Raw genomic sequence first — 26,668 nt, 5'->3', positions numbered from 1 at the left:
TCCCTGATCCTACCGACTTCTTCGGTGAAAATCAGGGATTTTTCTATTTTTACCATTATTATCTAGTCATGAACGAAAGAGTGTGAGATAGTATATAACAACAGGATAATAAGGAGGGTGTTCAAGATGGAAGATGTCGTTCAGGCGAAATGGTTACATAATGAATTGAGAAATAACCAAGCAAACTATGTAATCGTAGATACTCGTTTCCAGTTAGCTGATTCAAAAGCAGGAAGAATAGCATATGAAAAAGGGCATTTACCAGGAGCTTTCTATGTAGATCTCGAACAGGATTTATCATCTCCAATTAGCGAGCACGGCGGAAGACATCCGTTACCAAATGTAGGGGATTTTGTATTAAAATTAGGCAATATAGGAATCGACAAAGATACAAAAGTCGTTGTATACGATGATCAAGGTGGAATGGTTGCATCACGCTTTTGGTGGTTGTTGAAGCATCTTGGACACAAAGAAGTGGCTCTTCTTGATGGAGGATTCTCAGCTTGGGTAAAAGAAGGATATGAAGTGACAACCAACATCCCAGAAATAGAACCAAAAGCATTTCATATACAATTGAACGAGGAGTTTTCATTCGTAGATTCTAGTGAAATATTGGAAAAATTAAATGATAAAGAGCGTATTTTAATAGATTCTAGAGAATTAAATAGGTATAAAGGTATCGAAGAGCCAATTGATCCTATTGCAGGACACATACCTGGGGCTATAAATTATTTTTGGAAAGATGTTTTATCGAATGACGGAATGTGGAAAGAAAGCGAGGAATTAGTTAATCATTTTTCTGATCTCCCTAAGTCAAAAGAAATCATCGTTTATTGTGGGTCAGGAGTTTCGGCTTGCCCGAATGTATTAGCTTTAAAAAAAGCTGGATTTTCGAATGTAAAGCTTTATAGCGGAAGTTGGAGTGATTGGATCACTCACAAAGATTACCCAATTGAAACAGGCGATTAGGAACAAACCTACTGTCAGCTTGCCTTTTAGTTGAAGCGCTTACCGCTTTTACTTTATAATAGAGGAAATACATATGTGGAGGTAAATGATGTCAAAAGAAAGCTCATTCGATATTGTTTCAAAAATTGACATGTCAGAGGTAACAAATGCTGTTACAATGGCAACGAAAGAAATCCAAAATCGTTATGATTTTAAAGGTAGTAAAAGTAGTATTGCTCTTGAAAATGAAGAACTTGTTTTAGTTTCAGATGATGAATACAAATTAGAGCAATTAAAAGATGTATTGATTAGTAAATTGATTAAGCGTGATGTCTCTATTAAAAATTTAGATTATGGGAAAATAGAGGGAGCATCAGGTGGAACCGTACGTCAACGAGCAAAGTTAATTCAAGGAATTGATAAGGAACAAGCAAAGAAAATTAATACGATTATTAAAAATAGCGGTGTGAAAGTAAAAAGTCAAATACAAGATGATCAAATCCGAGTGACTGGAAAAAAACGTGATGACCTACAAGCTATCATTGCTGCTATAAGAGGAGCAGACTTATCAATTGATGTGCAATTTATTAATTATCGCTAATATAAATATGTAAAAGCAGAAGCTATGCCTTTTATACGAGGGCATAGCTTCTACTTTTTTCTATTAGAAGAGAATCTTTAACTTACCTTATATGGATAAATACTCATTTAAGTAAAAACACATACTACCATTAAGTCCGTATTGGAGGTTCAAATGATGTATCGTACCATAGCTAAAATAATCCTATCACTTATAGTAATAAGCTTTCTTATTATATGTAATGAGGCTTCCATGGAAGCAAAACCACAAGATGACAAACAAATTGATGAATTCATTCAAGGAAATAATTATCTCCCAGCAAAGAAAGCCATTAATCGTTTTGAACAAGAGCAAGGAAAAGAAGTAAGTCTGCCGAAAAAGTTACCGTTTCGCCCGACTCATAAATTTGGTCAGGTGACAATAGAAGGGGATTTAAGATTACATTATTTACGTGTCTTCAATAAACCACATCAAGATTTTATCATTTCAGTTTTGGCACCAGAGAGTAAAATTGAAAAACACATAACTTCGGAAGATAAGGTCGTAACCCTAAAAGACGGAACGAAGGCTTATTTTCAAAACAATGATCACATTCATACGTTAGTGTTTAAGAAAAAGGGGTGCGGGTATATACTTACCGGTAGTATAAAGCAGTCTAATGATTATGATTTGGAAGGCCTAATGGAAATTGCTGAATCCATTTAGAAACTTGAAAAAAGCCTGCTGAGTTTGTTCTCAACAGGCAGCAATTTAGTTCATAACTTCTTCTAAAGTTAGTTTATCAATTAGCCTTTCTGCTAATATGCGGTATTCATCAGTCAAAGTAAGATCTTGTGTTATTAGTACAGAAGGTTCACCATCAGCCTGCGGATTCGCAAGTGGAATAGATGCCAATAATTCCGTATCTAAATTTGAGGCGAGAGTGCTTCCGCCTCCTTTGCCAAATAAATGATACTTTTCATTTGAATGAGGCGGCGTAAAATAAGACATATTTTCTATCACGCCAATGATCGTATGATTCGTTTGTTTAGCCATTATCCCAGCACGTTCAGCTACATGAACGGCATTTGGGTGAGGAGTCGTTACGATAATCTCTTGACACTTAGGTAATTTATGATGTAAGTCTAGAGCTACATCTCCTGTACCTGGAGGGAGATCTAAAATGACGTAATCTTGTTTACCCCAAATGACATCGTCAAAAAAATGATCAATCATTTTGCCAAGCATGGGACCGCGCCAGACGACAGGGTCATTGCCTTTTAATAAAAATCCCATCGACATGACGGTAATATTTTCATGTCCAACTGGAATGATTTTATTATTCATTGTCTTTGGTTTCGAATCAATATTTAATATTTTAGGTACACTATATCCATAAATATCTAAGTCAATAAGTGCTACTTTTTTTCCAAGGTTCGCTAAAGATAATGCAAGGTTAACGGCGACGGTTGATTTGCCTACGCCACCTTTTCCACTTGTAATCGCAATAACTTTTCCGCTTAACAATATAATCACTCCTTTAGCAATAGAGTAACGAATATACAGTTACAAAACTGTGATGATGATCACTTTTATGATTATTTATAGACAAAAAAATGAGACTGACATATTGTCAACCTCATTTCGTCTTACATTCTGCAAATTTCTAATGGGCAGTTTTCGCAGTGACAAATATCTTTTAATTTATCGAGATCCCGAATGATAAGATACCCTTTTTCTTGAGCAAGAATTTCTTTTCCTCGTAAGTCTGAAAGCATTCGATTAACGCTTTCTCTTGTTGCACCAATGTATTCGCCTAGTTCACCATTTTTTACTTTCTTTGTAATACGAATTCCGCCACTGAAAGATTCTCCATATGAATTGGCCATACGGATTAATGTTGAACAAAGGGCGCCCAGTTTGCCGTGAAATGTGAGATCACGAAGTTTTGACTGAGTAATCTGGTTTAATAAAGAAGTCCATTTTAAGAATTCAACAGCAATTTCCCCATGTTGCCATAAAAGGATTTCTAAGTCTTTCTGTTGGATCACTCCTATGACACAATCCGTTAATGCCATTGCATTATAGCTATAATTGATAGACATGAAACTACTTAGTTCACCAAATAAGTCACCATTATCAAACATATTTAATATATATTCTTTTCCATCTGAAGTAGCTTTGGTTAATTTTACATTACCTTTTTTTATATAAAACAGCTTATCAGCTGTGTCACCTTCCCAAAATAAATACGTACCTGCTTCAATATGTTGTTCATACATAATTTCGGTAAGTGCTGTTAATGTTTTATCTGAAAGATGAAATGTATTTTGATTAATAGTCCGATCTAACGTTAGTTTTGTCATAAAAAAACCCCTCCTAACAACTGTTAGCTTCATTATAGAAGAAAACGAAAATGAAAAATGTGATAAAAATCACACTTAAACAAAACTAGGCATTTATTTTTCAAAAAATAAAGTGTGACACACTTAACAGTTTTAATCTTCAATTCGTTTTATAGTGAATGTACAAGGAGGTGAAACCCTATGGAGCTAACTGGTGTCATATTAGACAGTGAAAGTTACAAAATAGATAATGATCAATTAATTAGTTTACTAAAGTTGGGTGAGGAAACGTTAATTGAGAGACAAGTAAAAGAAATGAAAAAGGTTTGTAATGAAGTGATTCTTGTCACAAATAATCCATACGTATATTTGCCTATGTTCGGAAACAGTATCAGGATTATCACAGATTACTTTAAAGGAGCTGGTACATTAAGTGGTATGCATGCTGCGTTATCCCTGGCAAAGAATCAGTCTTTGTGGCTTGTAACATCAGACATGCCATTTCTTAGGTCAGATGTTGTAACTAGTATGGTAGAACTAAAAAACAACAGTGGGGTTCAATTGATCGCACCGGAATGGAATGGAAATTTGCAATTGTATCATGGAGTTTATGACCGATCGTGTTTGGATGTTACAAAAGAATTAGTAGAGAATAATCAAGTCGGGCTAATGAAGATCTTAGAGAAGGTTTCATTTAAAGTTATGAATCTAGATGGATTAAGTGATCAAACAATTAGAGATCATATGTCTTACTCTTTCCGTATTCGAAATTGTGAGGACTATCAAAAGGTTTTACAGTTGAGAAAATATCATGCTTATTAATTTAATATGATAGAAAGCGAGAGACCTGGAGAGATCAAAAAAGGTATCTCGTTTTTTGTTTTTTTTGACTAGTTGTTCATAAGTTTGTCATCTTGAATTTTTGAAATGTGATCAACGTCACAGTTAATTGTAGTCAGAAAATCTACAATGAACATATCAAATTAAGTGTTACAAATAAGGAGTGGCAACATGAGCGAGATTGAAAAATCATTTTATTCAAAAGCGAGTATGTATTCATTTGTCGTAGTTATGATCTTAATTTTCTTAATGTGGGTTGGTACCGGACAATTTTCTCATGTTGATATGATGTTGTTTGGTTATTTAATTTCATCCTTTGTTTTTGCTATTGGGATGACCATTCGTTTATGCGCATGGGCTGTGAGGCCAGCTACCCATCAAGTTCTAAAAAGAAGTTTCAGCAATATGAAGAAGAAAAAAAGAGTGAAGAGGAATTGGAAGGCTATAGCAAAAACAGCCTTTGACAACATTATTCTTCAAAAGTTTATTTTCAAACGTGGAATTTATAGAGGTATTATGCACTGGTTGATTGCATGGGGCTGTATTGGATCGTTTGCGATTACATTTGGATTAACGTTTGGATGGATGCACTTTAAACTTATTGATCCAGAAACTTATCAGATCGTTGTGATGGGAATTCCGACTATTTCTATGGCTGCAAATGGACTATTTGCTGAACTAGTGTATAACGGATTGAACATTACAGCGATGATGGTATTAATTGGTGTGACGATGGCGCTTATTAGACGTTCGAAAAATCAAGATGTCAAAGTGACGCAACGTGTTGAGTTCGATTTATTTCCATTATATATCCTTCTATGGGTTACAGTATCTGGGCTAATACTAACGGTCTCTTATAAGTTTTTAGGCGGATGGATGCACAACTATTTAGCTCTCATACACCAAATTACAGTTGTGATTTTCTTAGTATATTTCCCATTTGGTAAGCTGTTCCATCTTCCGGTAAGACCGTTAGCAACAGCTGTCCCAATGAACTATCAAGAAGTAGTAGGTGTTGATACGAGAGAGTGTAAATCATGTCAATCACCTTATAGTAATGATGATCAAATTAATGATGTAAAAGAAATACTTGGAGTACAAAGTTTTGACTTGCAGCTTGCTGATGGTTCGTATTTAGCTGATTACTGCCCAAGCTGCCGTAGAAGGATTCGTGTGATGAAGCAATTAAATATCAATTCAAACTTACCTTCTCCAAATGGACCGATTCAAACAAATAATGGCATTCATATTCCAGGGTTTGGTCAAAAGAGAGATGATTCTTATTATGAGAAAACGGGGGACGAATAAATGAGTGAATTTCTTGTCAAAGACGGTGTGAAAAATTTACAAAAGCCAGGCGAAAAACTTGTCACAACTCATTGTTGTTATTGTGGAATGCAGTGCGGAATGCATATCCGAGTAAATGAAAAGTCAGGGAAGGTCGTAGGGGTAGAACCAAGGTATGATTGGCCGGTAACCCTTGGAAAAATGTGTCCAAAAGGGGTAACCGCTTATCAAACGGTTAACCACAAGGAGCGAATTTTAAAGCCACTTATTAAAAAGAATGGTCAGTTTGTTGAGTCAAGTTGGGAAGAAGCGTATGACTTAATTGAGAAGAATTTCCAAAGACTTCAAGCTGAGCACGGGAAAGATGCAGTTGGAGTGTTCGGCGGAGTATCAATGACAAACGAAAAATGCTATTTAGTTGGAAAGTATGCTCGTGTTGGGCTTGGTACAAGATTTTTAGATTACAATGGTCGCTTCTGTATGTCTTCAGCGGCTGGTGGATTAATGAAAACTTTAGGTGTTGACCGGGGATCGAGCTTGCCGTTACCAGAATTCGAGCATACAGATTGTTTGTTTATGGCTGGATCAAATACAGCTGAATGTCATCCGACAATGATCCAGTGGTTATGGAAAGCAAAAGATAAAGGTGCAAAGTTAATTGTAGCCGACCCAAGGGAAACACCAACAGCTCGTGTAGCTGACGTTCACTTAGATTTAAAACCAGGATCTGATTCGGCCCTAGCAAACGGCATCATGCATTTGCTTATAGAAGAAGGATATGTCGACGAAGAGTATGTAAACGAAAGATGTAATAACTATGAAGAATTAAAAGCGATGGTGAAAAAGTTCACCCCTGAATTAACAGAATCAATTACTGGAGTAGCGATAGATAAAATTATTAAAGCCGCTCGTATATACGGAAAATCTCCGCGCTCAATTGTAACGTTTTGCCGAGGAATTGAGCAACAAAATAAAGGAGTAGACAACGTTACTCTTTACACATCTATGGCATTGCTCAGAGGACAGATTGGGAAATTCGCTTCAGGTGTAGCAACAATAACAGGTCAAGGAAATGGGCAAGGCGGTCGGGAGCATGGACAAAAAGCTGATGCACTACCTGGATACAGAAAAATTGATAACCCTGAACATGTCAAGTATGTAGCTGGCGTATGGGGAATCAAACCTGAAGAAATGCCAAAAGCGGGTGTGTCTGCTTACGAGATGTTTGATGAAATCCAAAATGAAAACATTCGTGCGATGCATATTATGTGCAGTAATCCAGCTGTATCTGCACCAAATCTAGAGCACATTTGGAGTGGCTTAAAAAAGCTAGAGTTTTTAGTTGTAAGTGATTTCTTCTTATCAGAAACAGCTGAATTTGCTGATGTCATTTTGCCAACGACGACTTGGGCAGAAGACGAAGGAACAACGACGAATTTAGAAGGCCGTGTTATTCGTGTACGAAAAGTTACGGAGCCTTTAGGTGAAGCAAAAACCGATTGGGAAATTATGCGTGATATCGCAAAGAGAATGGGAAAAGGAAAATTCTTTAATTATGAAAATCCTAGACAAATTTTCGAAGAGTTACGGATTGCATCAAAAGGTGGAAAGGCAGATTACCATGGGATTACATGGGAGCGTATTGATAAAGAAGATGGAGTGTTTTGGCCTTGCCCTTCCGAAGATCATCCTGGTACACCAACGATGTTTCAAGAAAAGTTTGGAACAGAAGACGGAAAAGCAAACTTAGCGGCTGTTGATTGGGCAGAACCTGGTGAAACACCGACGAAAGAGTATCCACACATTTTAACAACGGGTCGGGTCGTCTTTCACTACCTATCAGGAACTCAAACGAGACGTGTTGACTTTTTAATGGAACAATGCCCGTTGCCATATATTGAAATACACCCTGAACTTGCTAGTCAGTACAACATTTCAAATAAGGATAACGTGTTAATCACAAGCCCACGTTCCAAAATGACAGTTGAAGCTAGAATTACAAAGGCAATTCGCAAAGATACAGTATTCATTCCTTATCACTGGGGGAAAGAACTTGCTGCGAACCAATTAACGAATCCGGCCCTAGACCCTGTTTCTAGAATGCCAGAATTCAAAGTAGCTGCAGTAAAATTAGAAAAAGTATAAATCAGAAGCTAACTGGGGGAACTTCCAATGAATAAAATTATGTACCTTGAATTTGAACGATGTATCGGCTGCCGCGCATGTCAAGCGGCATGCCGAGAGTGTGGAGATCACGATGCCAAAGAACGGAATTATGTAGAGTACATTGACTTTACTGAAAGCAGACAAACATTTCCAATGATGTGTATGCAATGTAAAGATCCCGCTTGTGCGAGAGTGTGTCCAGCCAATGCGATCCAAATTACAGAAGAGGGTGTGGTCCTTTCTGCGATGGATGAGAAATGTATTGGTTGTCGTAACTGTACATTTGCTTGTCCATTCGGAATTCCTAAGTTTGATTTTGAGGAAAACAAAATGTATAAGTGCGATATGTGTTACGACCGCTCAAAATATGACATTGCACCAATGTGCGCATCTGTTTGTCCGAGTGAAGCGATTCGTTTCATTGATTTTGAAGAGATGCAATCATTACGTAGACGTCGTACACAAATGAATTTAATTGAAGGCAAGAAGCCGAGTGAAAATGACAAATGGAAATATGTACCTGAATTTTTCGGAGTGTATTCAGACTAGAGAGGAGGTCCACAATGACTGATAAAATACAATGTAAAAGAGAAAAACACCAAAGTAAAGACGATATGATTAATTTAAAGGATAATGTTAGTCGTTATGATGACTTAAAATTTAATCGAAGAGCCTTTTTGAAAACTGCAGTCGGAGCAACGGTAGCACTAGGTCTCTCAACCCTGCCTTTTTCCGTAAAAGCGTTTTTGGGAGATTTTGAAGAGGAACGAGAACTTGTTGAAATTGCCAAGTTAGATGACGTACCAAAAGGCTCATCCATTACCTTTAATTACCCAACCGAAAAAGATCCTGCGCTTTTAGTTCATACAAAAGCAGGTGAATTAAAGGCATATAACAGTGCTTGTACTCATTTAATGTGTCCTGTTTTTTATGAAAAGGAAAGCGAAGTATTGCTTTGCCCTTGCCACCAAGGATACTTTGACTTAAATAATGGTCATCCAATAGCTGGACCTCCACAAAGAGAGCTGCCATTGATTGAAATTGAAGTTCAAAATGGTATCGTATATGCAGCGGGAAGGAAGATTCGACATGGCTAAAACGATTTGTTGGACCATTATCTTCATTGCATTAGCTGTAAATGTTGTGATGTTACAATGGACCATAGAAGCGTATCTAGGTTTAGAATTTGACCTTGTATTTCGTAACACCATCGTTGCACTCATCTCTTCAGTTGTAGCCTTACTAACAATGTTTAAATGGAGAAAAATTGAATATAAATAGCAAGTCAAGGAAGCCAGCTATTTTAGTTAGGCTTCCTTTATCTATTTGTCTGCTATTTCGAGATCCCTTATAACAAAGGAACTAGATCAAGGCCGATAAGTAGTAATTTTTCGTTTCGTTAAAGCCACTTTTTCTCGGATGTTACTGACAATCGTACGAGTATACTTTTAACGTACCTCCTACGTGGGCAACATCAAAAAGGGGGGATTATGGAGATTCTTCCGCAAAAATAACGAAAAAAAATAATAGTTTTCATATGCGGTGTAGGTAGATTTCCACCATTTTAAAATTTATAATAATCTCAACATAACGTAATATTGAAATACTCAAATACCAATTATTGAAAACGGTTACAAGTGGAACTTTTTATGATGAGAAGAGGCAACATAATTGTAGTGTTATGAACTGTTTTAAAAAAATATCGCAGTCAATTTATAGAAAGGAGTTGCTACTTTCGTTAGTAAAGCTAAGATAAGAGATTAATAGGAAAAGAAACTTCTTTTCCTATTAAAATGGCGTATTTCAAGGTGTGGAAACAAGCAGGATAAGTAAGCACTTAAAAAAAGGGGGGGGGAAATAATGTAATGAGTTTTAGTCATAGTTAGGATTGATACTAAGCTCTTATTTGTTTACCGAATATTCTAAAAATAGGAGGGTCAAAAAATGAAATTGAAAAAAAAGTATTTCGTTTTGTTATTAATTTCTATGATGTGCGCAGTTGTAGTTGTAGGGTGTGGAGGTCAGACTAACGAAAGCGCTAGTACTACTAACGATGAAAGTTCCACGAATAATGAAAATGAAGCAGTAGAAACGATGGAACCAATTACACTATCACTAGCAGATTTTGCTCCAGCAACTCATCCAATACAGGCTAAATTGTTTCCAGAGTGGGTTCAAGCGATAGAAGAAGCTACTGATGGTTTAGTTAAAATTGAACTTTACCCAGGCGGATCATTGTTAGGAAGCGGAGATGTTTATTCAGGTGTGGCTGATGGAATTGCAGACATCGGGCATGATGTTTCTGGATTATATCCGGGTAGGTTACCTGTTTTGAATGCTTTGTATCTAGGTGGGATCAAATATGAAAATAGTGCAGTATCTAGCTATGTAGCTCGTGATCTTGTGGCAGAGTTGCAGCCTGAGGAATTACAAGATACGGAACTGATGTTTATTTATGGGATTTCTCCTGGGGTATTGATGACAACTGAACCTGTGGAATCATTGGACGATTTAAGGGGTAAACAGATTCGTGCAAGCGGTACAAACGTAGCTACTTTAGAAAAGTTGGGTGCAACTCCTGTTGCAATGCCGGTTACTGAAACGTATGAAGCCTTATCAAGAGGAGTTGTAGATGGAAGCTTATTACCAGCAGATACCCTAAAGAGCTTTAATTTAGCTGAAGTAACAAATTATGTGACTCATTCAAACTTAATGTATAACACGGTTCATTTTGTGACCATGAACAAAGATAAATGGAATTCACTTCCAACTCATATTCAAGAAGCTATTCGAGAAGTAAATGAGCAAACATTTAAGGATGCTGCTCAATTATTTACAGATGTCGTTGAGAGTGGCTTACAGTATGCCATTGATGAGCACGGGGGAGAAGAAATTCATTTGTCAAAAGAAGAAGAGCAACGTTGGGAAGAAACACTAAAACCTTTAGTAGAAAGCCATGTTGAAGAGTTAAACAGCTCAGGTCTTAACGGACAAGAAATCATGAATAAAATAGTAGAATTATCCGAGAAGTATAACGCAGAATTCGGAAATAACTAGTAGTCTATCTTTTATGGGGCTATCTCAAAACTAAGTTTTTGACCCTGAGAATACAATATAGTGCGCATGGTTGAATGTGCATAGTAGTTGTATCTCGGAATGGGGGTCAGATCTTTATGAGACAGCTCCCCTTCATATTACTTAAAGAGGGAGTTGATAAGGTGATCAAAGGATATATGGACATCGTAAAAAAAGCAAGCAAAGGTCTGGAAAATATAGCTGCTGTCATCCTGTTTCTTTCAGCTATGTTAGTTATAGCTAATGTAATCTCTAGAAGAGTTTTCAACACGCCAATCACTGGTACACTAGATTTAGTCCTATTTTTCACTACTGCTCTTATTGCTCTATCTATTGCATACTGTGCTGTAGAAGGTGGGCATATATCCATTAGTATCTTTGTTGATCGTTTACCTAAAGGGGTACAAAAAGTAATCAATGTCATTATTGGTACGATTTCTGCACTTTTTCTTGTCCTCGTATCTAGGCAACTTGTATTATATGCAATTTCTTCTCACTCTTCAGGGGATGTATCACTTACTCTCCGATGGCCTCATTACCCATTTATTTTATTACTGGCTGTTGGATTTGGAGCGCTAGCTTTGGTAGTGCTTGGGCAAGTATTATCTTTATTCACAGAAGAAGGTGAACAACGATGACACCGGTTACAATAGGTCTTATTTCTATCATTATCTTTTTTATTTTTTTATTGTTGCGTATGCCAGTATCTTATACGATGTTAATTACAGGAATTATAGGGATTAGCTTCTTAAATTCACCTACAGTAGCATTAAAAGTTGCTGCAACGGAGATATATACCTCTTTTTCAACTTATACTCTAAGTGCAATCCCCATGTTTGTTTGGATGGGATTTCTAGCTTTATATGGCGGAATTGGGGCCAAATTGTTTCATTTTGCTTATAGAACAGTAGGTCATCTTCCTGGTGGATTGGCAATTGCAGCGCAAGGAGCTGCTGGTCTTTTTGGGGCGATATCAGGTTCGAACACAGCTACAGCGGCAACAATTGGTTCGCTTGCCGTCCCAGAAATGAGAAAGCATCATTATAATAACTCTCTTTCAACCGCAAGTGTCGCTGCGGGCGGGATATTAGGTGTGTTGATTCCACCAAGTACGCTATTTATTATATACGGAATTGCTTCAGAACAATCGGTTGGAAAACTATTTTTAGCAGGAATTATACCTGGAATAATATTAATGATTTTATTTATGGTCATGGTCTATATTCTTGCTTTGAGAAATCCTACACTTGCTCCAGCTGGGGAAAAATCGACTTGGAGTGAAAGGTATCAATCTCTTAAAGGTGGTCTGTGGGAAGTCATTGTTATTTTTGCTTTATCTATGGGAGGGTTATTTGCTGGTTGGTTTACACCAACAGAAGCAGGTGCAATAGGGGCAGGGGGAGTGTTAGTCCTAACCCTTTTAACAAAACAGTTAAGCTGGGAAGGCCTTAAGAATTCCCTTTTTGACACACTACGAACTACTGCTATGATTATGCTGCTGATTGCGTCTGCGGTTGTGTTTGGCCGACTAATTACTATGAGTCGAATCCCGTTTGAAATAGGTGGATGGGTTGAGAGTCTGATGCTCCCTTCATTTATTATTATGGCTCTGATCTTACTCATTTATTTAATATTAGGGTTTTTCATGGATGCTTTGGCTTTAATCTTATTGTCTATTCCTATATTTTACCCGGTGGTTGTAAATACACTAGGCTATGATCCTATTTGGTTTGGTGTCATTATAGTCCTGGTTGCTGCCATGGGAGTTATTACACCACCAGTTGGGGTAAATGTGTATATTATTAAAGGAGTCGTCAAAGACGTATCCGTTGAGGAAATCTTTCGGGGGATATGGCCGTTTTTAATCATGATTATTGTTCTCGTAGCCTTATTGATGGCTGTACCAGAAATTGCTACGTTTTTACCAAATTTACTTAGTTAATGTTGAAATGAAGGTGGTAAATGTGAACTGCACCCCATTTGTTAGATCTAACAAATGGGGTGCAGTTTTTTTATACCGCTTTGATTGTTACAGTTAGGGTGATTGAATCGTATGAGATAAAAAAATAATCAACCCCTGTTATTTTTTTTGACGATTTCTCTTATTTTTACGTTATCGTTAAAATGAATGAAAGAAAAAAGTTTTTCCCTACACGATGTAGGTGGTTCAAGAAAAAAAAACATATTAAAGTTAAAAATGAGGAAGGAAGAATTTAGAGCATAACAACAAACTAGAAGAGGTGAAAATGTTAATAGTGTTTATGATGAATGGTTTATTGTAAGCGGTTTCGTATAATGAGCTATTTAAAGGAGTGGTATGAAAAGTATGTTTACAGAGCGATATCATATGTCTTTGCCTGAACTATTGGAGTCCGCCTTATCGCTAAAACGAAATGAAGAAGTAATATACGATGGGAAAAGAAGAGTCACTTATAAAGAATTAGATCAGGAAGCCGGAGATTTAGCATCAGGGTTACATCAGTTAGGAATTTGTAAAGGGGATCGTGTCGCAGTTAGTTTACCAAATTGGCATGAGTTTATAGTGATTAACTTTGCCTTAGCTAAATTAGGTGCCGTACTAATTCCGTTTAATACACGTTTTAGAAAGGAGGAAGTCACCAATATTTTAAATAATTCAGGTGCGAAAGCTGTCTTTTTCCCGAAGGAATTTGATAAAATAGATCATTTTCAACAATACCAAGAAATAAAAGAACGTGTACCACAATTAGAGTATCTAATTTCAGTACGCTTTGAAAGTGAAGACATACTAAGCTATGAAAACCTACTAAGGAACGGGAAACTGACAAAGGCACCCGCTGTAGAGATAGACGCAGCTGAGGACGTTTTTGCGATTCTCTATACTTCTGGGACCACGGGTAGACCAAAGGGAGCAATGCTTACACATAAAAATTTGGTACATACAGCTGTTGCTGGTGCTGAATGTATGAAATGTTCACCACGAGATGTACTTTTACTCCCAACTCCAGTATTTCATGTGATGGGCCTTATGTTTGTGTTACGTGCGGTCGCCTCAGCTGGTCGAATGGTTCTGATGGAAGTCTTTAAGCCAGAGAAAGCACTATTACTGATTGAACAAGAAAAAGTCACGATCAAACCAGGTGTTCCAACGATGTTTATTTTAGAATTGAACCATCTGAATTTCGATAAATATGATCTTTCATCGTTACGAACAGGAGAAATGGGGGGAGCTCCTGCGCCTGTTGAAATCATTAGACGTATAAGAGAACAGATGGGGTGTAATGTACTTATCGGGTATGGTATGACGGAAACATCGCCAACGTTATCTTTAACTAGCTTTGATGATGATGATAAATTACGAGCTGAAACAGTTGGGAAAGCACTACCTGGTGTAGAGGTAAAGGTAGTAGATAAAGATAAAAATGAATTGCCTGCAGGGGAAGTTGGAGAGTTAGCATGTAAAAGCTTTGGATTGATGAAAGGCTACTATAATATGCCTGAAAAGACTCATGAAGTCATTGATGAAGAAGGCTGGTATTATACTGGTGATTTAGTCACTATCGATGAAAAGGGTTATATTCGCATTGTCGGTCGTAAAAAAGAAATGATTATCCGTGGTGGTTATAATATTTACCCTCGGGAAGTAGAGGAGTATTTCTATACCCATCCTAAGGTTAATGATGTCGCTATTATAGGATTGCCAGATACAGTTCTTGGTGAAATCTCATGTGCTTGCATTCAGCTGAAAACTGGTGTTGAAGGAACAGAGGAAGAGTTGCTTCAGTTTATTAAAGAGAAAGTAGCTGATTATAAAGTTCCAGATAAATTGATTATAGTGCAAGATTTTCCGATGACACCATCAGGGAAAATTAGAAAGGTAGAATTACAGAATCAATTAATGGAACATATACAATTGCGATAATAATAGAAATGAAAAAAATATAGGAGAGGAAGATAAAAATGGCAAATTCATTAAAAGTTGGGGTAGTTGGCGCAGGAAATATGGGATCTGGAATTGCGCAAAAAATGGCGCAAGAAGGTTTGCATGTAACATTAGTTGATGTAACAGAAGAGCAAGTTCAAAGAGGTATCTCCATTATAGAGAAAATGCTTAATGAGGGCATAGAAAGAGGGATATTTAGTGAGAAGGAAGTGTCTGACACATTGGCTCGAGTTCATGCAACATCGGACTATGAAGCTTTAAAAGATGCAGACTTAATCGTTGAGGCAGTTTTTGAAGATGAAAAAGTGAAAGGGGATCTTTTTGCCAAGTTAGATAAAATATGTGATGAGAAAACGATTTTTGCGACTAATACTTCAGGTATATATATAAGAGATCTAGCTAAATATACAAACCGACCAGAGAAATTCATTGGCATGCACTATTTCTATCATCCTGCAAAAAATAGATTGGTAGAGGTAATCCCGCACGAAGGAACATCTCAAGAGACGATCGAGACGACGCTTTTTATAGGAAAACTTCATAATAAAACATGTATTGTCGTAAAAGACTCACCAGGCTTTGCTGTCAATCGCTACTTTTCGACGTTTCTGACAGAATCTATTTATTTATTGGATCAAGGGGTAGCTAATACGGCAACGATTGATGCTGCAGCAAACCAAGGTTTTGAAATTGGAATGGGTCCTTTTGAATTAATGAATGTAACAGGAATCCCAATTGCATTACATGTCTCAGAATATATGGGGCAGGAAGTAAGTGAATTTTATTCTCCAGCGGATATCCTTAGAAGACAAGTGGAGTTAAAACAAGATTGGGATCTTAGTGGTGAAATAGATGAAACCAAATTTCAGACCATTAATCGCCATCTATACGCAACCATTTTTGGTGTGGCAGGTGCACAGGTTGACGAAGGTGTAGCTTCAATTGAGGATACGGATAGAGGGGCAAAAATAGGTTTAAGATGGAGCTTAGGACCGTTTGAATTAATAAATAAAGTTGGTGTTCAAGAAGCGTGTCAAATGGTAAAAGAACTATATACATCACGTTCAGGCTTCCACTTCCCTGAGGTGTTAAAAAAACAGGCTGAAAAGGGGCTGCCATTTGAATTTAAATATGTTGATTTAGAAGTGAAAAATGACATTGCCTATATTACGATTAACCGGCCTGAAGCTATGAATGCATTAAATCCAGTAGTTGTAAATCAACTTGAAAAAGCATTTGAAGAGGCGGAGAAAGATCCAAAAGTAAAAGGAATTGCGATTCAAGGCGCTGGAAAAGCATTTGTAGCAGGTGCTGATATAAAGCATTTTATTGAATGCATTCAAACGAATCAAATCGAGAAAAATGTAGCGTTTACTAGAAAGGGTCATGAGTTATTTAGAAGATTCGAAATGTCAGAGAAGCTAACCATTGCTGTACTAGACGGACTATCTCTTGGTGGAGGAAGTGAACTTGCGCTAGCATGTCAAGCAATTGTCGCAACACATCAAGGATCAATGGGCTTCCCTGAAAGTGGATTAGGGATCTATCCTGGTTTAGGTGGAATGCTTCGAACGAATCATCATATTGGGAAAGAGCTAACGAAATATTATACCTTTACAGGTAAGACGATTCCAGCAAAAGTGCTAAAAGAATTGGGGATTGTTACGGAGTTAGTAGATATGAAAGATACTGAAGCAGCAATTGAAAAGATCGTGGCGAATGGAAAGTTTAATAAATATGGAGAGCGAGAAATTCCATCATCATTTGAAGAATTCAAAAAGGCTTTTTCTGATGAAAATGTGGAGCGTATGTTAAATGGTGAAAAACCAGAGGGGGTTAGGAATGAATTAGCAGAGAAAGTGTTAAAAGTTCTTTCGAATAAAGGGTTAATCGCACTTGAGACGATGAATGAACTGATTAATAAACAAGCAGATCTTTCAATTGATGAAGGGATTGAGCTTGAACTAGACGGTTTAGTACCGATTTTTAAAACGGAAGATGCTCTAACTGGATTAATTGCTGTAACAAAAGGCAAGCATCCAGTGTTTAAAACCAAACTAGTAGGGAGGGCATAAGTACTCATGAGTATGTTTGATAAGGCCTTTATTCCATATGGAGGTTATTACTCAACACCGTTTAGTAAATGGCAAGGCACTTTGCAAAATGAACATTCTATAGAACTAGGTGCCAAAAGTAGTAAAGCATGGTTTGAGTCAAGAAATTTAGATCCTAATGAAGAATTGGATTATCTTTATTTAGGGATTACAATAGGACAAAAAGGTGTATTTTACGGTGCTTCCTGGGCTTCCACATTAATGGGAGCTCCGGATATTCCAGGACAAACGTTAATGCATGCTTGCGCAACATCGACAACCACTCTCTATAATGCAGCTGCTGCAATTCAATTAGGAAACGCAAATACAGCGTATTGTATGTTAGTCGACCGCTGCTCCAATGGGCCTCATACCGTTTGGCCAAATCCGCAAGGGCCTGGTGGTGAGGTCATTTCGGAAAATTGGAATATGGACAATATGGCTGGTGACCCATCAACCGGAATAGGGATGATTTATACAGCAGAGAGAGTTGCGAAAGAAAATGGGTTTACTAAGGAACAAGCGGATGAACTAACTTTTCGTCGCTACGAGCAGTATGCCGATTCGTTAAAAGACGATCGGGCATTTCAAAAAAAATATTTGAAGCCAGTTGAAGTTAGGATTTCTAAGCGAAAAACGATACTTCTTGAAGCGGATGAAGGTGTTAATGAAACATCGAAAGAAGCTTTAAATAAACTAAAGCCAACGACCGAAGATGGCATCCTGACGTTTGGCAGTCAAACACATCCAGCGGATGGAAATGCAGGAATAATTGTCACTTCTCAAGAAAATGCTGCCAACTTAAGCACCGATTCTGCAATTCCAATTCAAATCATTTCCTATGGCTATGCAAGAGCAGAGAAAGCCACAATGCCGGCAGCACCTGTACCAGCTGTTAAAATGGCATTAGAGAGAGCAGGTTTATCTATTCATGATATGAAAGCGATTAAAAATCACAATCCATTTATTGTGAATGATATATATCTTGCTCAAGAGCTAGGAATTGACCCAATGAATATCAATAATTATGGAAGCTCTTTGGTTTTTGGTCATCCGCAAGCACCGACAGTGGGAAGACTGCTGATCGAAGCAATTGAGGAAACTGTACTTAAAGGTGGAGGATATGCATTAGCAACAGGGTGTGCCGCAGGAGACAATGGTGCAGCTATCATTGTCAAAGTGGGGTAGTCAATTGCTTGGTTCCTGACCAGCAGTACATCATGTACTGCGGTCAATTTTTTTGTTAACTGCCGCTAGTCAGTTAACAAAGATAAAGAAAAAACGGAGGGGATTTGGATGAAAACAATAGAGTATACATTTGAAGTGAAGTGGGGAGATACGGATGCAGCTGCGATCGTTTTCTATCCTAATTTTTATAAATGGATGAATGAAGCATCTCATCATTATTTTGGTCAAATTGGTTTTAAACCTTCAAAACTATTTGCTGAGGAAAAGGTTGGTATGCCTTTATTAGAAGCGAATTGTCAATTTAGGACTCCATTGTTGTTTGAAGATATTGTTACAGTCTATTCAACTATTACTGAGATTCGAAATAAGGTTGTAATTCTAGAACATATCTTTAAAAGAGTCGATACGATCGTTGCAATAGGCAAGGAAGTTCGAGCGTGGACTAGTTTTGAAGGGAAACCAAAAGCGATCCCTGTTCCTGCAAAACTTCGTGAAAATGCAATAGGATAAAGGGACATTGCGATGACCATTGAAGGGTCGAGATTACTCGTGCATAAGTCCACTTATCTTTATGCAAATTTACGAAGGGACTAACCAAATTCAAAGGGATGTAATTGCAAAAGAGTTGTTGAAACACTAAAAATAGGATTAGAGGAAACAGAATGACCGATCGTGTCTATGAACATAGAAAAGTTTAAAAGAATGGCAAGAAAGAAAATGAAAGCTTTCAAGTCCCTGGTCTTTTTGTCCAGGGACTTGAAAGCTTTCTATTCATTTATAATTATCTTTTCGCTGTTATGGAATAGAAGGAATTTGTAGAAAAACAAAGAATATTATATAGAGATAACTATAAACAGCAAAAGAGTAACCAAAAAATGTAAGCGTTTTATTTAAAGGGCGAGTACCTGGAGCGCAAAAGATAGAACATGTGAAGAACGCCTAACCCATAAAACAACAAAGTATGCGAAAAGAGCCTATTTAAAAGAAAGGAGAGCTAATAATGATACTGACAAAACGTGAAAAGTTACTAAATCGGTTAGAAAATCATTTACGAATGACAGCTCGTCAACTTGTGAAATTCGACACGGAAGAAGAAACGTTGCAGTATTTAATTGACTCCTCTCGTTCTGAAATTAAATGTGATTTTGTTGGAATTGTTCTAAAAGAAGGAGAGTGGTTAACATCAAAAGTTTGGAGCGGATGTACCACGTCTATTTCAGATGCATTTCCATTACGGGTAAATCAGTGTTTGCCAACACTATTGAGTAAGAGCATCACATTTGAAAAGGTAGACAGGGAGACTGAGTGTAATTTTACAAGACTATTATTACAAGAAAAAGTAGCAACTTGGTTTACAGTTCCTTTAAAAGATGAACCTAATAATTATGGGTTTTGTGTATTTGGTTTCAACAAATATGTTCCACTCTTACATGAAATGGATAAAGTATTTGTTGAGTTTGGTAAAGATGTAGCAGTCGCTATTTCGCTATCTAGAAGAAAGGAAATCCAAAAAAGCAAAATTAGTGACATTGAGTGGATGAGTCAAAACCTTACATTAGATGTCGAAATTGATCAAGTTGTTGAAAGACTGGTGGAAAGGGCAGGGAAATCCACAAATGCTCAATTTGCTTGTATTTATTTATTCAATGAAAAAGAAAATTCTTTTGTATTGCAATCACCTTCCTATGGAAGTCAAACCCGAGCGAATATTATTCAGATTGAAGAAAATTATGTCTTAAAAGAATATTTTCCGTACTTAGAAACACTCGGTGGTAACCAACTTACAGTTCCTCTGCTCATTGATTTAAAAACAATTGGTGTGATACATGTTGAACATAGCAGCAATGTATTTACAAATGAAGATTTAGAAATTCTTGAGCTTCTTTCCAACCATGTTGCTGCGATGTTAGAAAATGCACGTCTTTACCATAATGAGAAAGATCATAAACAAAGACTTCATTACTTATTGGATTATCAGCAAGCGCTTGTTAAAGAAACGGTTGAGAAAGATAATTTTGATGGCATTGTTTTAACACTCAGTAAACTTTTCTCAAAATCGGTTTTGATTTTCGACCGGTTTATGAGGCCGGTCGCCTATGAATTATACGGCTTAACAAATGATCACTTACATACTCTTACTGAATTAGCAACGTTTGAAGTATATCAAAAGAAAAATCGAGATTTATGGTTTTCTATAGACGATGATCGGAAGATGGGTGTTTGGCCTGTTGATGGAGGAGGAGATTTGCTAGGGTATTTAGCCATTGATATTACAGGGGAAGAAATTGATGATTTTTATAAATTAAGTATAGATTTAGCAAGAAATATAGCATCGATTCAATTTATTAAACAAAAGATTGTATTGGATGCAAAGGAACAAGTAAAGGATAGTTTTATTCATAAGTTGCTTGTAGAGAAGGTGGAGGATAAGGAAAGTATCATCCAATATGCAAACTTATTTCAATGGAATTTGTTTAACAAGCATAGGGTCGCTGTAGTATCACTTGACCTTGGGGATGAAGTATCAAACGACAATATCCTAGAACAGCAAGCAAAAAAAGCTCTGCTTTGGGACCAGTTAAAAACAAGAATTTTGTTTTACGATCAAGATATATTGTTGGCAAATAAAGATGGAGATTTGATCTTAATTGTTCCCATTGAAAAAGAGAAGGAAAATCCTAAAGTATTTTGGGCAAAATTGCATGAGGAACTTAAGAAGTGGTTGTTGCTACAAGGAGATAAAAGTACGATCTTGGTTGGAATAGGTGGCAAAACGGAATTCATCCAAGATTACTTCACGATGTATCAACAAGCAGTTCAGGCATTGAGCGTTGTTTCTCATCATTTTTCAAATGTTGGTTTTGCAATGTTTGAGGATTTAGGCTCGTACACTCTCCTCCATCATTTAAAAGATTCATCAATTGCGATGTTATTTATAAAAAAGCATTTAGAACCATTGCTTAAATATTCGGAAGGAAAGAGTATGGATTTGTTTCATACTTTGCGAGTTTTTTTAAATAATAATGGCAGCATTAAAGATACGTCTGAGGAACTTTTTATACATCGAAGTTCTTTGTTATATCGATTAGAGAAAATTGAGAACTTACTAGAAGTTTCTTTAGCCTTCGCAGAACATCGATTCGATTTAATGATGGCCTATAAGTTATATGATTTATATTATGCGAATTTGTAAATAAATCATGTTAAGCAGCAGTTAAAAAGCAGGGGGAAGATTTCTCCTTGCTTTTTACTCCTACAAGAAGTTGGAATAAGAAATGTCAATTCCTACATCATGAAGGTATTTTTCTGAAAGTTAACAATTTATAATTAGCATATCGGAAAAAGCTAACAACCAGTAAATCTATTAAATAAACAGTTTGTATAACTATGTCAACAATTAATCGGATAGTCTTAGTCTATTAATTAAAAGCGTTATCATGTGTGAGAAAAGAGCTTGTTGAGTGTATTGTTTGAAGAAGTATTATTGGCGCCGTTCACAGATTAATAAAATTTAAAAACAGGAGATGATGAGATGAAACAAAATGATGTTGTACTAGTTGAAGGGGCACGTACCGCCTTTACAAGATTTTGTGGTTCGTTTAGAGAAATTACGGCAACAGATTTAGGAGCATTAACAGCCAAAGAAGCAATAAAGCGTTCGGAAATAAATGCAGATGAAGTTGATCAAGTCTTTTTCGGCAATGTTATGCAATCTAGTACAGATGCACATGTATTAGCTCGTCACGTCGGGCTAAAGGCTGGGGTGTCCATTCCAACTCCATGCTTAACGATCAACCGTTTGTGTGGATCTGGTTTAGAGTCTATAGTGCAAGCTGCAAGGTTGATTCAAATAGGTGAATCACAAGTTGCGTTAGCCGGAGGAGCGGAAAATTTAAGTCAAGTACCACATGTCATTCGTGGTGCAAGATGGGGATTAGGTTTAGGACAAACGGGCGCCGAAGATTGGCTATGGGATTCTTTTTATGATTCGTACGGAGATTGCACGATGGCTGTCACTGCTGAGAATTTAGCAAAACAATATGAGCTATCTCGTGAAGAAGTAGATCAACATGCATGCCTAAGTCATGGGCGTGCACTAGCTGCAATGGAAAAAGGATATTTCAAAGAAGAAATTGTACCTGTTACCGTGAAGAAGAGAAAAGGAAATGTAACGGTTGACACTGACGAACACCCTAGGAACACAACTCTAGAAGAATTAGCAAAATTAGATGCAAGATTCGTCGAAAGTGGTGTTGTTACGGCGGGAAATGCTAGCGGTATAAATGATGGTGCAGCAGCAGCCATACTTACGTCTAGTCACTACGCTGAGAAAAGAGGGTTAAAGCCTTTAGCGCGCCTCGTTTCTTATGCAGTAGTTGGAGTTGATCCCAAAGTTATGGGCATCGGACCGGTTCCGGCTATTCAACAAGCATTGAAAAATGCTGGGATGAAATTAGAAGATCTTGATTTAATCGAAATTAATGAAGCTTTTTCTGCACAATACATTGCTTGTCAAAAAGAGTTAGGGTTTGATCCGGAAATTGGAAATGTAAATGGCGGTGCTGTTGCATTAGGTCACCCATTGGCCGCATCAGGAACAAGAATTACATTATCATTGTTAAAAGAGTTAAAGCGTCGTGGGAAAAAATACGGAGTTTCATCTCTTTGTATTGGTGGCGGTCAAGGAATTGCAGCCATTTGGGAGAGAGTATAAGCGAGGAGGACATTTATGAATGGAAGTCTTTCTTTACATCAAGTGTTAGAGCAAGCCGTAAATAAACATCCTAACAAGGAGGCATTATTTGACGGCTTTGAAAGAAAGTCATATCGGACTCTCTATGAAGAGAGTCTACGACTAGCTTCATCATTGTCTCAGCTAGGTGTGACAAAAGGCGATCGAGTGATGGTTTGCTTACCAAATTGGAACGAGACGGTTGTCATTTATTTTAGTTTAGCAATGCTTGGGGCAGTTTTGGTTCCATGTAACCCACGTTCTAGTCGTGAGGAATTTATTTATATCCTTGAAAATAGTCAAGCTAGTACGGTCTTTCTTTCCGATTGCTTTACTCATACAGAATTATTTAAACATTATGTTAAGGGACAATACAATTACGTCACTCTTGAACGGATAATCATGGTTCGTGGTCAAAACAAAAGCTTCTATTTATTTGAGGAGTTAGTAGAAAAAGAAGACTCCAAAGAAACTCTTAACGTGAAAATAGATCCAGACAAAGATTTGTTTACTATTTTATATACGTCTGGAACGACTGATAAACCAAAAGGTGTTATGCTCACTCATAAAAATGCCATTTATACAGCAAATGTAACAGCAGAAGCAATGGAGTGTAATAGCAAAGATGTGTTCCTTGTATCGGTCCCGCTGTTTCATGTATTCGGATTAATTCCAAGTATGATAACGGCAACAATTATTTCAGCAAAAATGGTTTTACAAGAAAAGTTTCAGGCGAGAGAGGCACTTAACCTAATTGAACAGGAGCAGGTTACCGTGCATCATGGAGTGCCAACGATGTTCATCCTTGAATTAAATGATCCGATGCTCGGATCATTTGATTTATCAACGTTACGAACAGGGATTGTAGCTGCAGCTCCATGTCCAGAAGAGGTTGTTAGAAAAATTCGAACCTTAATGGGGTGCAATATTATCGTTTCATATGGTTTAACTGAAACATCAGCCGGTGTTACAGCAACGAGTTTATATGATGATGATCTTTTGCGTTCGGCTACTGTCGGAAAACCACTTCCTGGGACGGAGGTAAAAATAGTTGATTTATTTAGAAATGAAGTGTCAAGAGGTGTAACTGGTGAGTTGGCAGTAAGAAGTTTTGGGGTTATGAAAGGATACTTTCATTTACCAGAAACAATCATGAGAATTGATGAAGAGGGGTGGCTATATACTGGAGATTTAGCAAAGATGGATGATCACGATTATATTACGATCATTGGTAGACAAGAAGAGATGATTATTCGTGGAGGTTACAATATTTCTCCAGAGGAAGTAGAAAATGTTTTATACAAACATCCAAGTATTTTAGAGGTAGCAGTAATTGGGATGGAAGATTCTATATTAGGAGAAATGATCTGTGCAGTGATTAAGTTAAAGCCAGATCGAGTAGAAGATGAATATTGTTTGAAAAGTTATATGGAAGGAAAACTAGTAAACTATAAAATCCCAGACCAGTTAGTGTTTCTTGAAGATCTCCCCAAAACAGCAAGTGGAAAAATTAATAAGATGGAACTAATGGTAGAACTTACTAAGCAGTTAAAAGAATGGTAAAAGGGAGGAACGGTTTGAATGATTGTAAAAGACAATAAATTGTCCGTATCAGAACTGTTAACTCGAGCCGTTGAATTAAAACCTGATCGTGAAGCTCTTTATGATTTACAAGAAAGGATTACTTACAAACAGTTACATGAAAGAGTTGAGAAACTTGTTGGAAAGTTGATAGAGCTTGGGGTAAAAAAAGGAGACAGAGTGGGTGTTTGCTTACCGAATTGGAATGAAACACCAATTATTTTCTTTGCAGTTGCAAAAGTTGGTGGAATTGTTGTCCCTTTTAATCCAAACTACCGTCAGAACGAAATCGATTATATTATTGGGAATTCAAAACCGAAACTATTGTTTGTTTGTGAAAAAGTAAAGAAAAATGTTAGGTTAGAGAAACTAGCGTCAAGCGTTGAAAGAATCATATCGGTTCGTTTTGAACATGAACGTACCATGTCATTTAATTCCTTGCTCATAACAAACGGAAACAATACTAGTATTACTCTACCTGAAATCGATATAGATAATGATATTTTTTGTATTCTCTATACATCCGGCACAACAGGTGCTCCAAAAGGAGTCATGTTGCCACATCGGAGTATCGTTCAATCTGGTAATACATTAGCTGCTAGTTTACGTTGTACAACAGATGATGTATTTATTGTACCTGCACCATTGTTTCATATTTTTGGCATTGCATGTAATTTAATGGCATCGGTTGCAGCACAATCAAAACTTATCCTTCAAGAAAAATTCCAACCAGAGCAAACACTACAATTAATTGAAGAAGAGAAAGTGACAATTCATCAAGGCGTTCCAACGATGTTTGTTATGGAATTAAATCTACCTGATTTTGATCAATATAATCTATCGACACTGCGAACAGGAATGGTAGGGGCAGCTCCTTGTCCACCTGATACAATAAGAGCCATACGGGAGAAGATGGGACTGAATCTGTTAATCTCATTTGGAATCTCTGAAACGGGAACAGTAACGATTACTGATTACGATGAGGAAGAGATCAATTATTTGGAAACAGTAGGCAAGGCCATTGACGGGGTTAAGTTGAAAATCGTGAATGAACATCGAGAAATGTTGCCAGTAGGAGAAGTTGGGGAAATTGCTTGTAAAAGTCTTGGTACGATGAAGGGATATTATAAAATGGAAGAACAAACGAAGAAAGTATTTGATGAAGATGGATGGTACTATACTGGTGACCTTGGCTCTTTAGATGAAAAAGGCTATCTTCGTTTCGTAGGACGAAAAAAAGAAATGATTATCCGTGGTGGATACAATATTTATCCACAGGAAATTGAAGGGGTATTAGCAAAACATCCAAAAGTACTTGAATGTGCTGTTGTTAGTTATCCAAATGAAGTATTAGGTGAATTAGTTTGTGCCGTTATTAAACTGAAAAAAGGGGAAAGCTGTACTCCTGATGAAATAAAGGAATACGTCAAAACATTTATTGCAACGTACAAAGTACCTTCTAAAGTGGTGTTTGTGGAGGAGTTTCCAGTTACAGCGAGTGGGAAAATCCAAAAAGGAAAATTGAAAGAAAAGATGCTTAAACTCGTTCATACAAGTGAAAAGGACTAAACAAGAAAAGAAAAGGTCTTCTCCGAACTACCGATGTCGATAGTGAAGGACCAATTGCCTCCACGTTTTCGGAAATAGATTTTTATTTTATACCCCTTTTCAAGCTTACGTGGATATATATATAGTAAAGTGATACTCTCTTTACTTATAATTCTGAATATCTAATATTAACTCACAATTTAAATGCCTATTTAATTTTTTAACAAATAGTTGAATAGGCGAAATTAAACTTTAACTAGTATTAAACATTAGAGTAAGTCCTGTTAAGATTTAACAGGACTTACTCTAATGGATCTAGGTCAATATTTTGGACACAAAAAAGTTAACTTTCTTACCAATTATCAAGTAGACTCAGGTGGCTTG

Annotated in this window: 22 protein-coding genes; 20 read left to right on the top strand and 2 right to left on the bottom strand. The window is 37.0% G+C overall.

Annotated elements, in window-relative coordinates:
- Positions 1 to 126 precede the first annotated feature (126 nt).
- The 3 genes from SAY88_RS13680 (at position 127) to SAY88_RS13670 (ending at position 2,233) form a co-directional block, all read left to right on the top strand.
- Positions 127 to 969 (top strand): sulfurtransferase, encoded by an 843-nt coding sequence (locus tag SAY88_RS13680; protein ID WP_332632375.1) that lies wholly within the window; start codon positions 127 to 129, stop codon positions 967 to 969.
- An 88-nt stretch (positions 970 to 1,057) separates the two neighbouring features.
- Positions 1,058 to 1,549 (top strand): YajQ family cyclic di-GMP-binding protein, encoded by a 492-nt coding sequence (locus SAY88_RS13675; protein ID WP_250097587.1) that lies wholly within the window; start codon positions 1,058 to 1,060, stop codon positions 1,547 to 1,549.
- A 231-nt stretch (positions 1,550 to 1,780) separates the two neighbouring features.
- Complete coding sequence (locus tag SAY88_RS13670) at positions 1,781 to 2,233, top strand: autoinducer (protein WP_332632374.1); 453 nt, start codon at positions 1,781 to 1,783, stop codon at positions 2,231 to 2,233.
- Positions 2,234 to 2,278: 45 nt separating this feature from the next.
- Here SAY88_RS13670 and SAY88_RS13665 read toward each other — a convergent pair whose 3' ends face one another.
- Together SAY88_RS13665 and SAY88_RS13660 are read right to left on the bottom strand one after the other, a co-directional pair.
- Positions 2,279 to 3,034 carry an Mrp/NBP35 family ATP-binding protein gene (locus SAY88_RS13665; protein WP_332632373.1) on the bottom strand — a complete coding sequence of 252 codons (756 nt, stop codon included), beginning with the start codon at positions 3,032 to 3,034 and terminating at the stop codon, positions 2,279 to 2,281.
- Positions 3,035 to 3,156: 122 nt separating this feature from the next.
- Positions 3,157 to 3,873: a Crp/Fnr family transcriptional regulator gene (locus SAY88_RS13660; RefSeq protein WP_332632372.1), complete on the bottom strand. Its 717-nt coding sequence runs from the start codon at positions 3,871 to 3,873 to the stop codon at positions 3,157 to 3,159.
- A gap of 180 nt (positions 3,874 to 4,053) precedes the next feature.
- On the opposite strand from SAY88_RS13660, the gene mobA reads away from it, so the two are divergent.
- The 17 genes from mobA (at position 4,054) to SAY88_RS13575 (ending at position 26,305) form a co-directional block, all read left to right on the top strand.
- Positions 4,054 to 4,674: a molybdenum cofactor guanylyltransferase gene (mobA, locus tag SAY88_RS13655; RefSeq protein WP_332632371.1), complete on the top strand. Its 621-nt coding sequence runs from the start codon at positions 4,054 to 4,056 to the stop codon at positions 4,672 to 4,674.
- Positions 4,675 to 4,863: 189 nt separating this feature from the next.
- On the top strand, positions 4,864 to 6,000 hold the full coding sequence (locus SAY88_RS13650; RefSeq protein ID WP_332632370.1) for an MFS transporter: 1,137 nt from the start codon (positions 4,864 to 4,866) through the stop codon (positions 5,998 to 6,000).
- The gene (fdhF, locus tag SAY88_RS13645; protein WP_332632369.1) at positions 6,001 to 8,124 is read left to right on the top strand and encodes a formate dehydrogenase subunit alpha; all 2,124 of its coding nucleotides are present in this window, start codon (positions 6,001 to 6,003) and stop codon (positions 8,122 to 8,124) included.
- A gap of 27 nt (positions 8,125 to 8,151) precedes the next feature.
- Positions 8,152 to 8,694: a 4Fe-4S dicluster domain-containing protein gene (locus SAY88_RS13640; protein ID WP_034633364.1), complete on the top strand. Its 543-nt coding sequence runs from the start codon at positions 8,152 to 8,154 to the stop codon at positions 8,692 to 8,694.
- Between the two features lie 14 nt (positions 8,695 to 8,708).
- Positions 8,709 to 9,242 carry a QcrA and Rieske domain-containing protein gene (locus tag SAY88_RS13635; RefSeq protein ID WP_332632368.1) on the top strand — a complete coding sequence of 178 codons (534 nt, stop codon included), beginning with the start codon at positions 8,709 to 8,711 and terminating at the stop codon, positions 9,240 to 9,242.
- Positions 9,235 to 9,426 (top strand): hypothetical protein, encoded by a 192-nt coding sequence (locus tag SAY88_RS13630; RefSeq protein WP_250097596.1) that lies wholly within the window; start codon positions 9,235 to 9,237, stop codon positions 9,424 to 9,426. The genes SAY88_RS13635 and SAY88_RS13630 overlap by 8 nt, the downstream gene beginning before the upstream one ends.
- Positions 9,427 to 10,089: 663 nt before the next feature.
- Entirely contained in the window at positions 10,090 to 11,202 is a 1,113-nt protein-coding gene (locus tag SAY88_RS13625) for a TRAP transporter substrate-binding protein (RefSeq protein WP_332632367.1), read from the top strand.
- A gap of 161 nt (positions 11,203 to 11,363) precedes the next feature.
- Positions 11,364 to 11,858 (top strand): TRAP transporter small permease, encoded by a 495-nt coding sequence (locus SAY88_RS13620; RefSeq protein WP_332632366.1) that lies wholly within the window; start codon positions 11,364 to 11,366, stop codon positions 11,856 to 11,858.
- Positions 11,855 to 13,162 (top strand): TRAP transporter large permease, encoded by a 1,308-nt coding sequence (locus SAY88_RS13615; RefSeq protein WP_332632365.1) that lies wholly within the window; start codon positions 11,855 to 11,857, stop codon positions 13,160 to 13,162. The genes SAY88_RS13620 and SAY88_RS13615 overlap by 4 nt, the downstream gene beginning before the upstream one ends.
- 375 nt (positions 13,163 to 13,537) lie before the next feature.
- Positions 13,538 to 15,121, top strand: a complete 1,584-nt coding sequence (locus SAY88_RS13610) for a long-chain-fatty-acid--CoA ligase (protein ID WP_332632364.1) — start codon at positions 13,538 to 13,540, stop codon at positions 15,119 to 15,121.
- A 38-nt stretch (positions 15,122 to 15,159) separates the two neighbouring features.
- On the top strand, positions 15,160 to 17,217 hold the full coding sequence (locus SAY88_RS13605; protein WP_332632363.1) for a 3-hydroxyacyl-CoA dehydrogenase/enoyl-CoA hydratase family protein: 2,058 nt from the start codon (positions 15,160 to 15,162) through the stop codon (positions 17,215 to 17,217).
- A gap of 6 nt (positions 17,218 to 17,223) precedes the next feature.
- Positions 17,224 to 18,423, top strand: a complete 1,200-nt coding sequence (locus tag SAY88_RS13600) for a thiolase family protein (RefSeq protein ID WP_332632362.1) — start codon at positions 17,224 to 17,226, stop codon at positions 18,421 to 18,423.
- A gap of 108 nt (positions 18,424 to 18,531) precedes the next feature.
- Positions 18,532 to 18,933, top strand: coding sequence for an acyl-CoA thioesterase (locus tag SAY88_RS13595; RefSeq protein WP_332632361.1), 402 nt, complete (start codon positions 18,532 to 18,534; stop codon positions 18,931 to 18,933).
- 490 nt (positions 18,934 to 19,423) lie between these two features.
- Positions 19,424 to 21,616, top strand: a complete 2,193-nt coding sequence (locus SAY88_RS13590; RefSeq protein WP_332632360.1) for a helix-turn-helix domain-containing protein — start codon at positions 19,424 to 19,426, stop codon at positions 21,614 to 21,616.
- A gap of 339 nt (positions 21,617 to 21,955) precedes the next feature.
- Positions 21,956 to 23,137: an acetyl-CoA C-acetyltransferase gene (locus SAY88_RS13585; protein ID WP_332632359.1), complete on the top strand. Its 1,182-nt coding sequence runs from the start codon at positions 21,956 to 21,958 to the stop codon at positions 23,135 to 23,137.
- A gap of 15 nt (positions 23,138 to 23,152) precedes the next feature.
- On the top strand, positions 23,153 to 24,718 hold the full coding sequence (locus SAY88_RS13580; protein ID WP_332632358.1) for a class I adenylate-forming enzyme family protein: 1,566 nt from the start codon (positions 23,153 to 23,155) through the stop codon (positions 24,716 to 24,718).
- 18 nt (positions 24,719 to 24,736) lie between these two features.
- A complete protein-coding gene (locus SAY88_RS13575; protein ID WP_332632357.1) occupies positions 24,737 to 26,305 on the top strand; it encodes a class I adenylate-forming enzyme family protein in 1,569 nt (522 codons plus the stop codon).
- The last annotated feature ends 363 nt before the right edge of the window (positions 26,306 to 26,668 follow it).

Source organism: Halalkalibacter flavus (assembly GCF_036663575.1).
Lineage (GTDB): Bacteria > Bacillota > Bacilli > Bacillales > Bacillaceae_D > Halalkalibacter > Halalkalibacter flavus.
The sequence above is the reverse complement of the archived record's forward strand: the minus strand, read 5'-3'. Positions and strand labels throughout refer to the sequence as shown.

Bases quoted from the DNA above. Each gene is read 5' to 3' on its own strand.
- SAY88_RS13680 (WP_332632375.1), top strand. From the start codon at position 127: ATGGAAGATGTCGTTCAGGCGAAATGGTTACATAATGAATTGAGAAAT.
- SAY88_RS13675 (WP_250097587.1), top strand. From the start codon at position 1,058: ATGTCAAAAGAAAGCTCATTCGATATTGTTTCAAAAATTGACATGTCA.
- SAY88_RS13670 (WP_332632374.1), top strand. From the start codon at position 1,781: ATGGAAGCAAAACCACAAGATGACAAACAAATTGATGAATTCATTCAA.
- SAY88_RS13660 (WP_332632372.1), bottom strand. From the start codon at position 3,873: ATGACAAAACTAACGTTAGATCGGACTATTAATCAAAATACATTTCAT.
- mobA (WP_332632371.1), top strand. From the start codon at position 4,054: ATGGAGCTAACTGGTGTCATATTAGACAGTGAAAGTTACAAAATAGAT.
- SAY88_RS13650 (WP_332632370.1), top strand. From the start codon at position 4,864: ATGAGCGAGATTGAAAAATCATTTTATTCAAAAGCGAGTATGTATTCA.
- fdhF (WP_332632369.1), top strand. From the start codon at position 6,001: ATGAGTGAATTTCTTGTCAAAGACGGTGTGAAAAATTTACAAAAGCCA.
- SAY88_RS13640 (WP_034633364.1), top strand. From the start codon at position 8,152: ATGAATAAAATTATGTACCTTGAATTTGAACGATGTATCGGCTGCCGC.
- SAY88_RS13635 (WP_332632368.1), top strand. From the start codon at position 8,709: ATGACTGATAAAATACAATGTAAAAGAGAAAAACACCAAAGTAAAGAC.
- SAY88_RS13630 (WP_250097596.1), top strand. From the start codon at position 9,235: ATGGCTAAAACGATTTGTTGGACCATTATCTTCATTGCATTAGCTGTA.
- SAY88_RS13625 (WP_332632367.1), top strand. From the start codon at position 10,090: ATGAAATTGAAAAAAAAGTATTTCGTTTTGTTATTAATTTCTATGATG.
- SAY88_RS13615 (WP_332632365.1), top strand. From the start codon at position 11,855: ATGACACCGGTTACAATAGGTCTTATTTCTATCATTATCTTTTTTATT.
- SAY88_RS13610 (WP_332632364.1), top strand. From the start codon at position 13,538: ATGAAAAGTATGTTTACAGAGCGATATCATATGTCTTTGCCTGAACTA.
- SAY88_RS13605 (WP_332632363.1), top strand. From the start codon at position 15,160: ATGGCAAATTCATTAAAAGTTGGGGTAGTTGGCGCAGGAAATATGGGA.
- SAY88_RS13600 (WP_332632362.1), top strand. From the start codon at position 17,224: ATGAGTATGTTTGATAAGGCCTTTATTCCATATGGAGGTTATTACTCA.
- SAY88_RS13595 (WP_332632361.1), top strand. From the start codon at position 18,532: ATGAAAACAATAGAGTATACATTTGAAGTGAAGTGGGGAGATACGGAT.
- SAY88_RS13590 (WP_332632360.1), top strand. From the start codon at position 19,424: ATGATACTGACAAAACGTGAAAAGTTACTAAATCGGTTAGAAAATCAT.
- SAY88_RS13585 (WP_332632359.1), top strand. From the start codon at position 21,956: ATGAAACAAAATGATGTTGTACTAGTTGAAGGGGCACGTACCGCCTTT.
- SAY88_RS13580 (WP_332632358.1), top strand. From the start codon at position 23,153: ATGAATGGAAGTCTTTCTTTACATCAAGTGTTAGAGCAAGCCGTAAAT.
- SAY88_RS13575 (WP_332632357.1), top strand. From the start codon at position 24,737: ATGATTGTAAAAGACAATAAATTGTCCGTATCAGAACTGTTAACTCGA.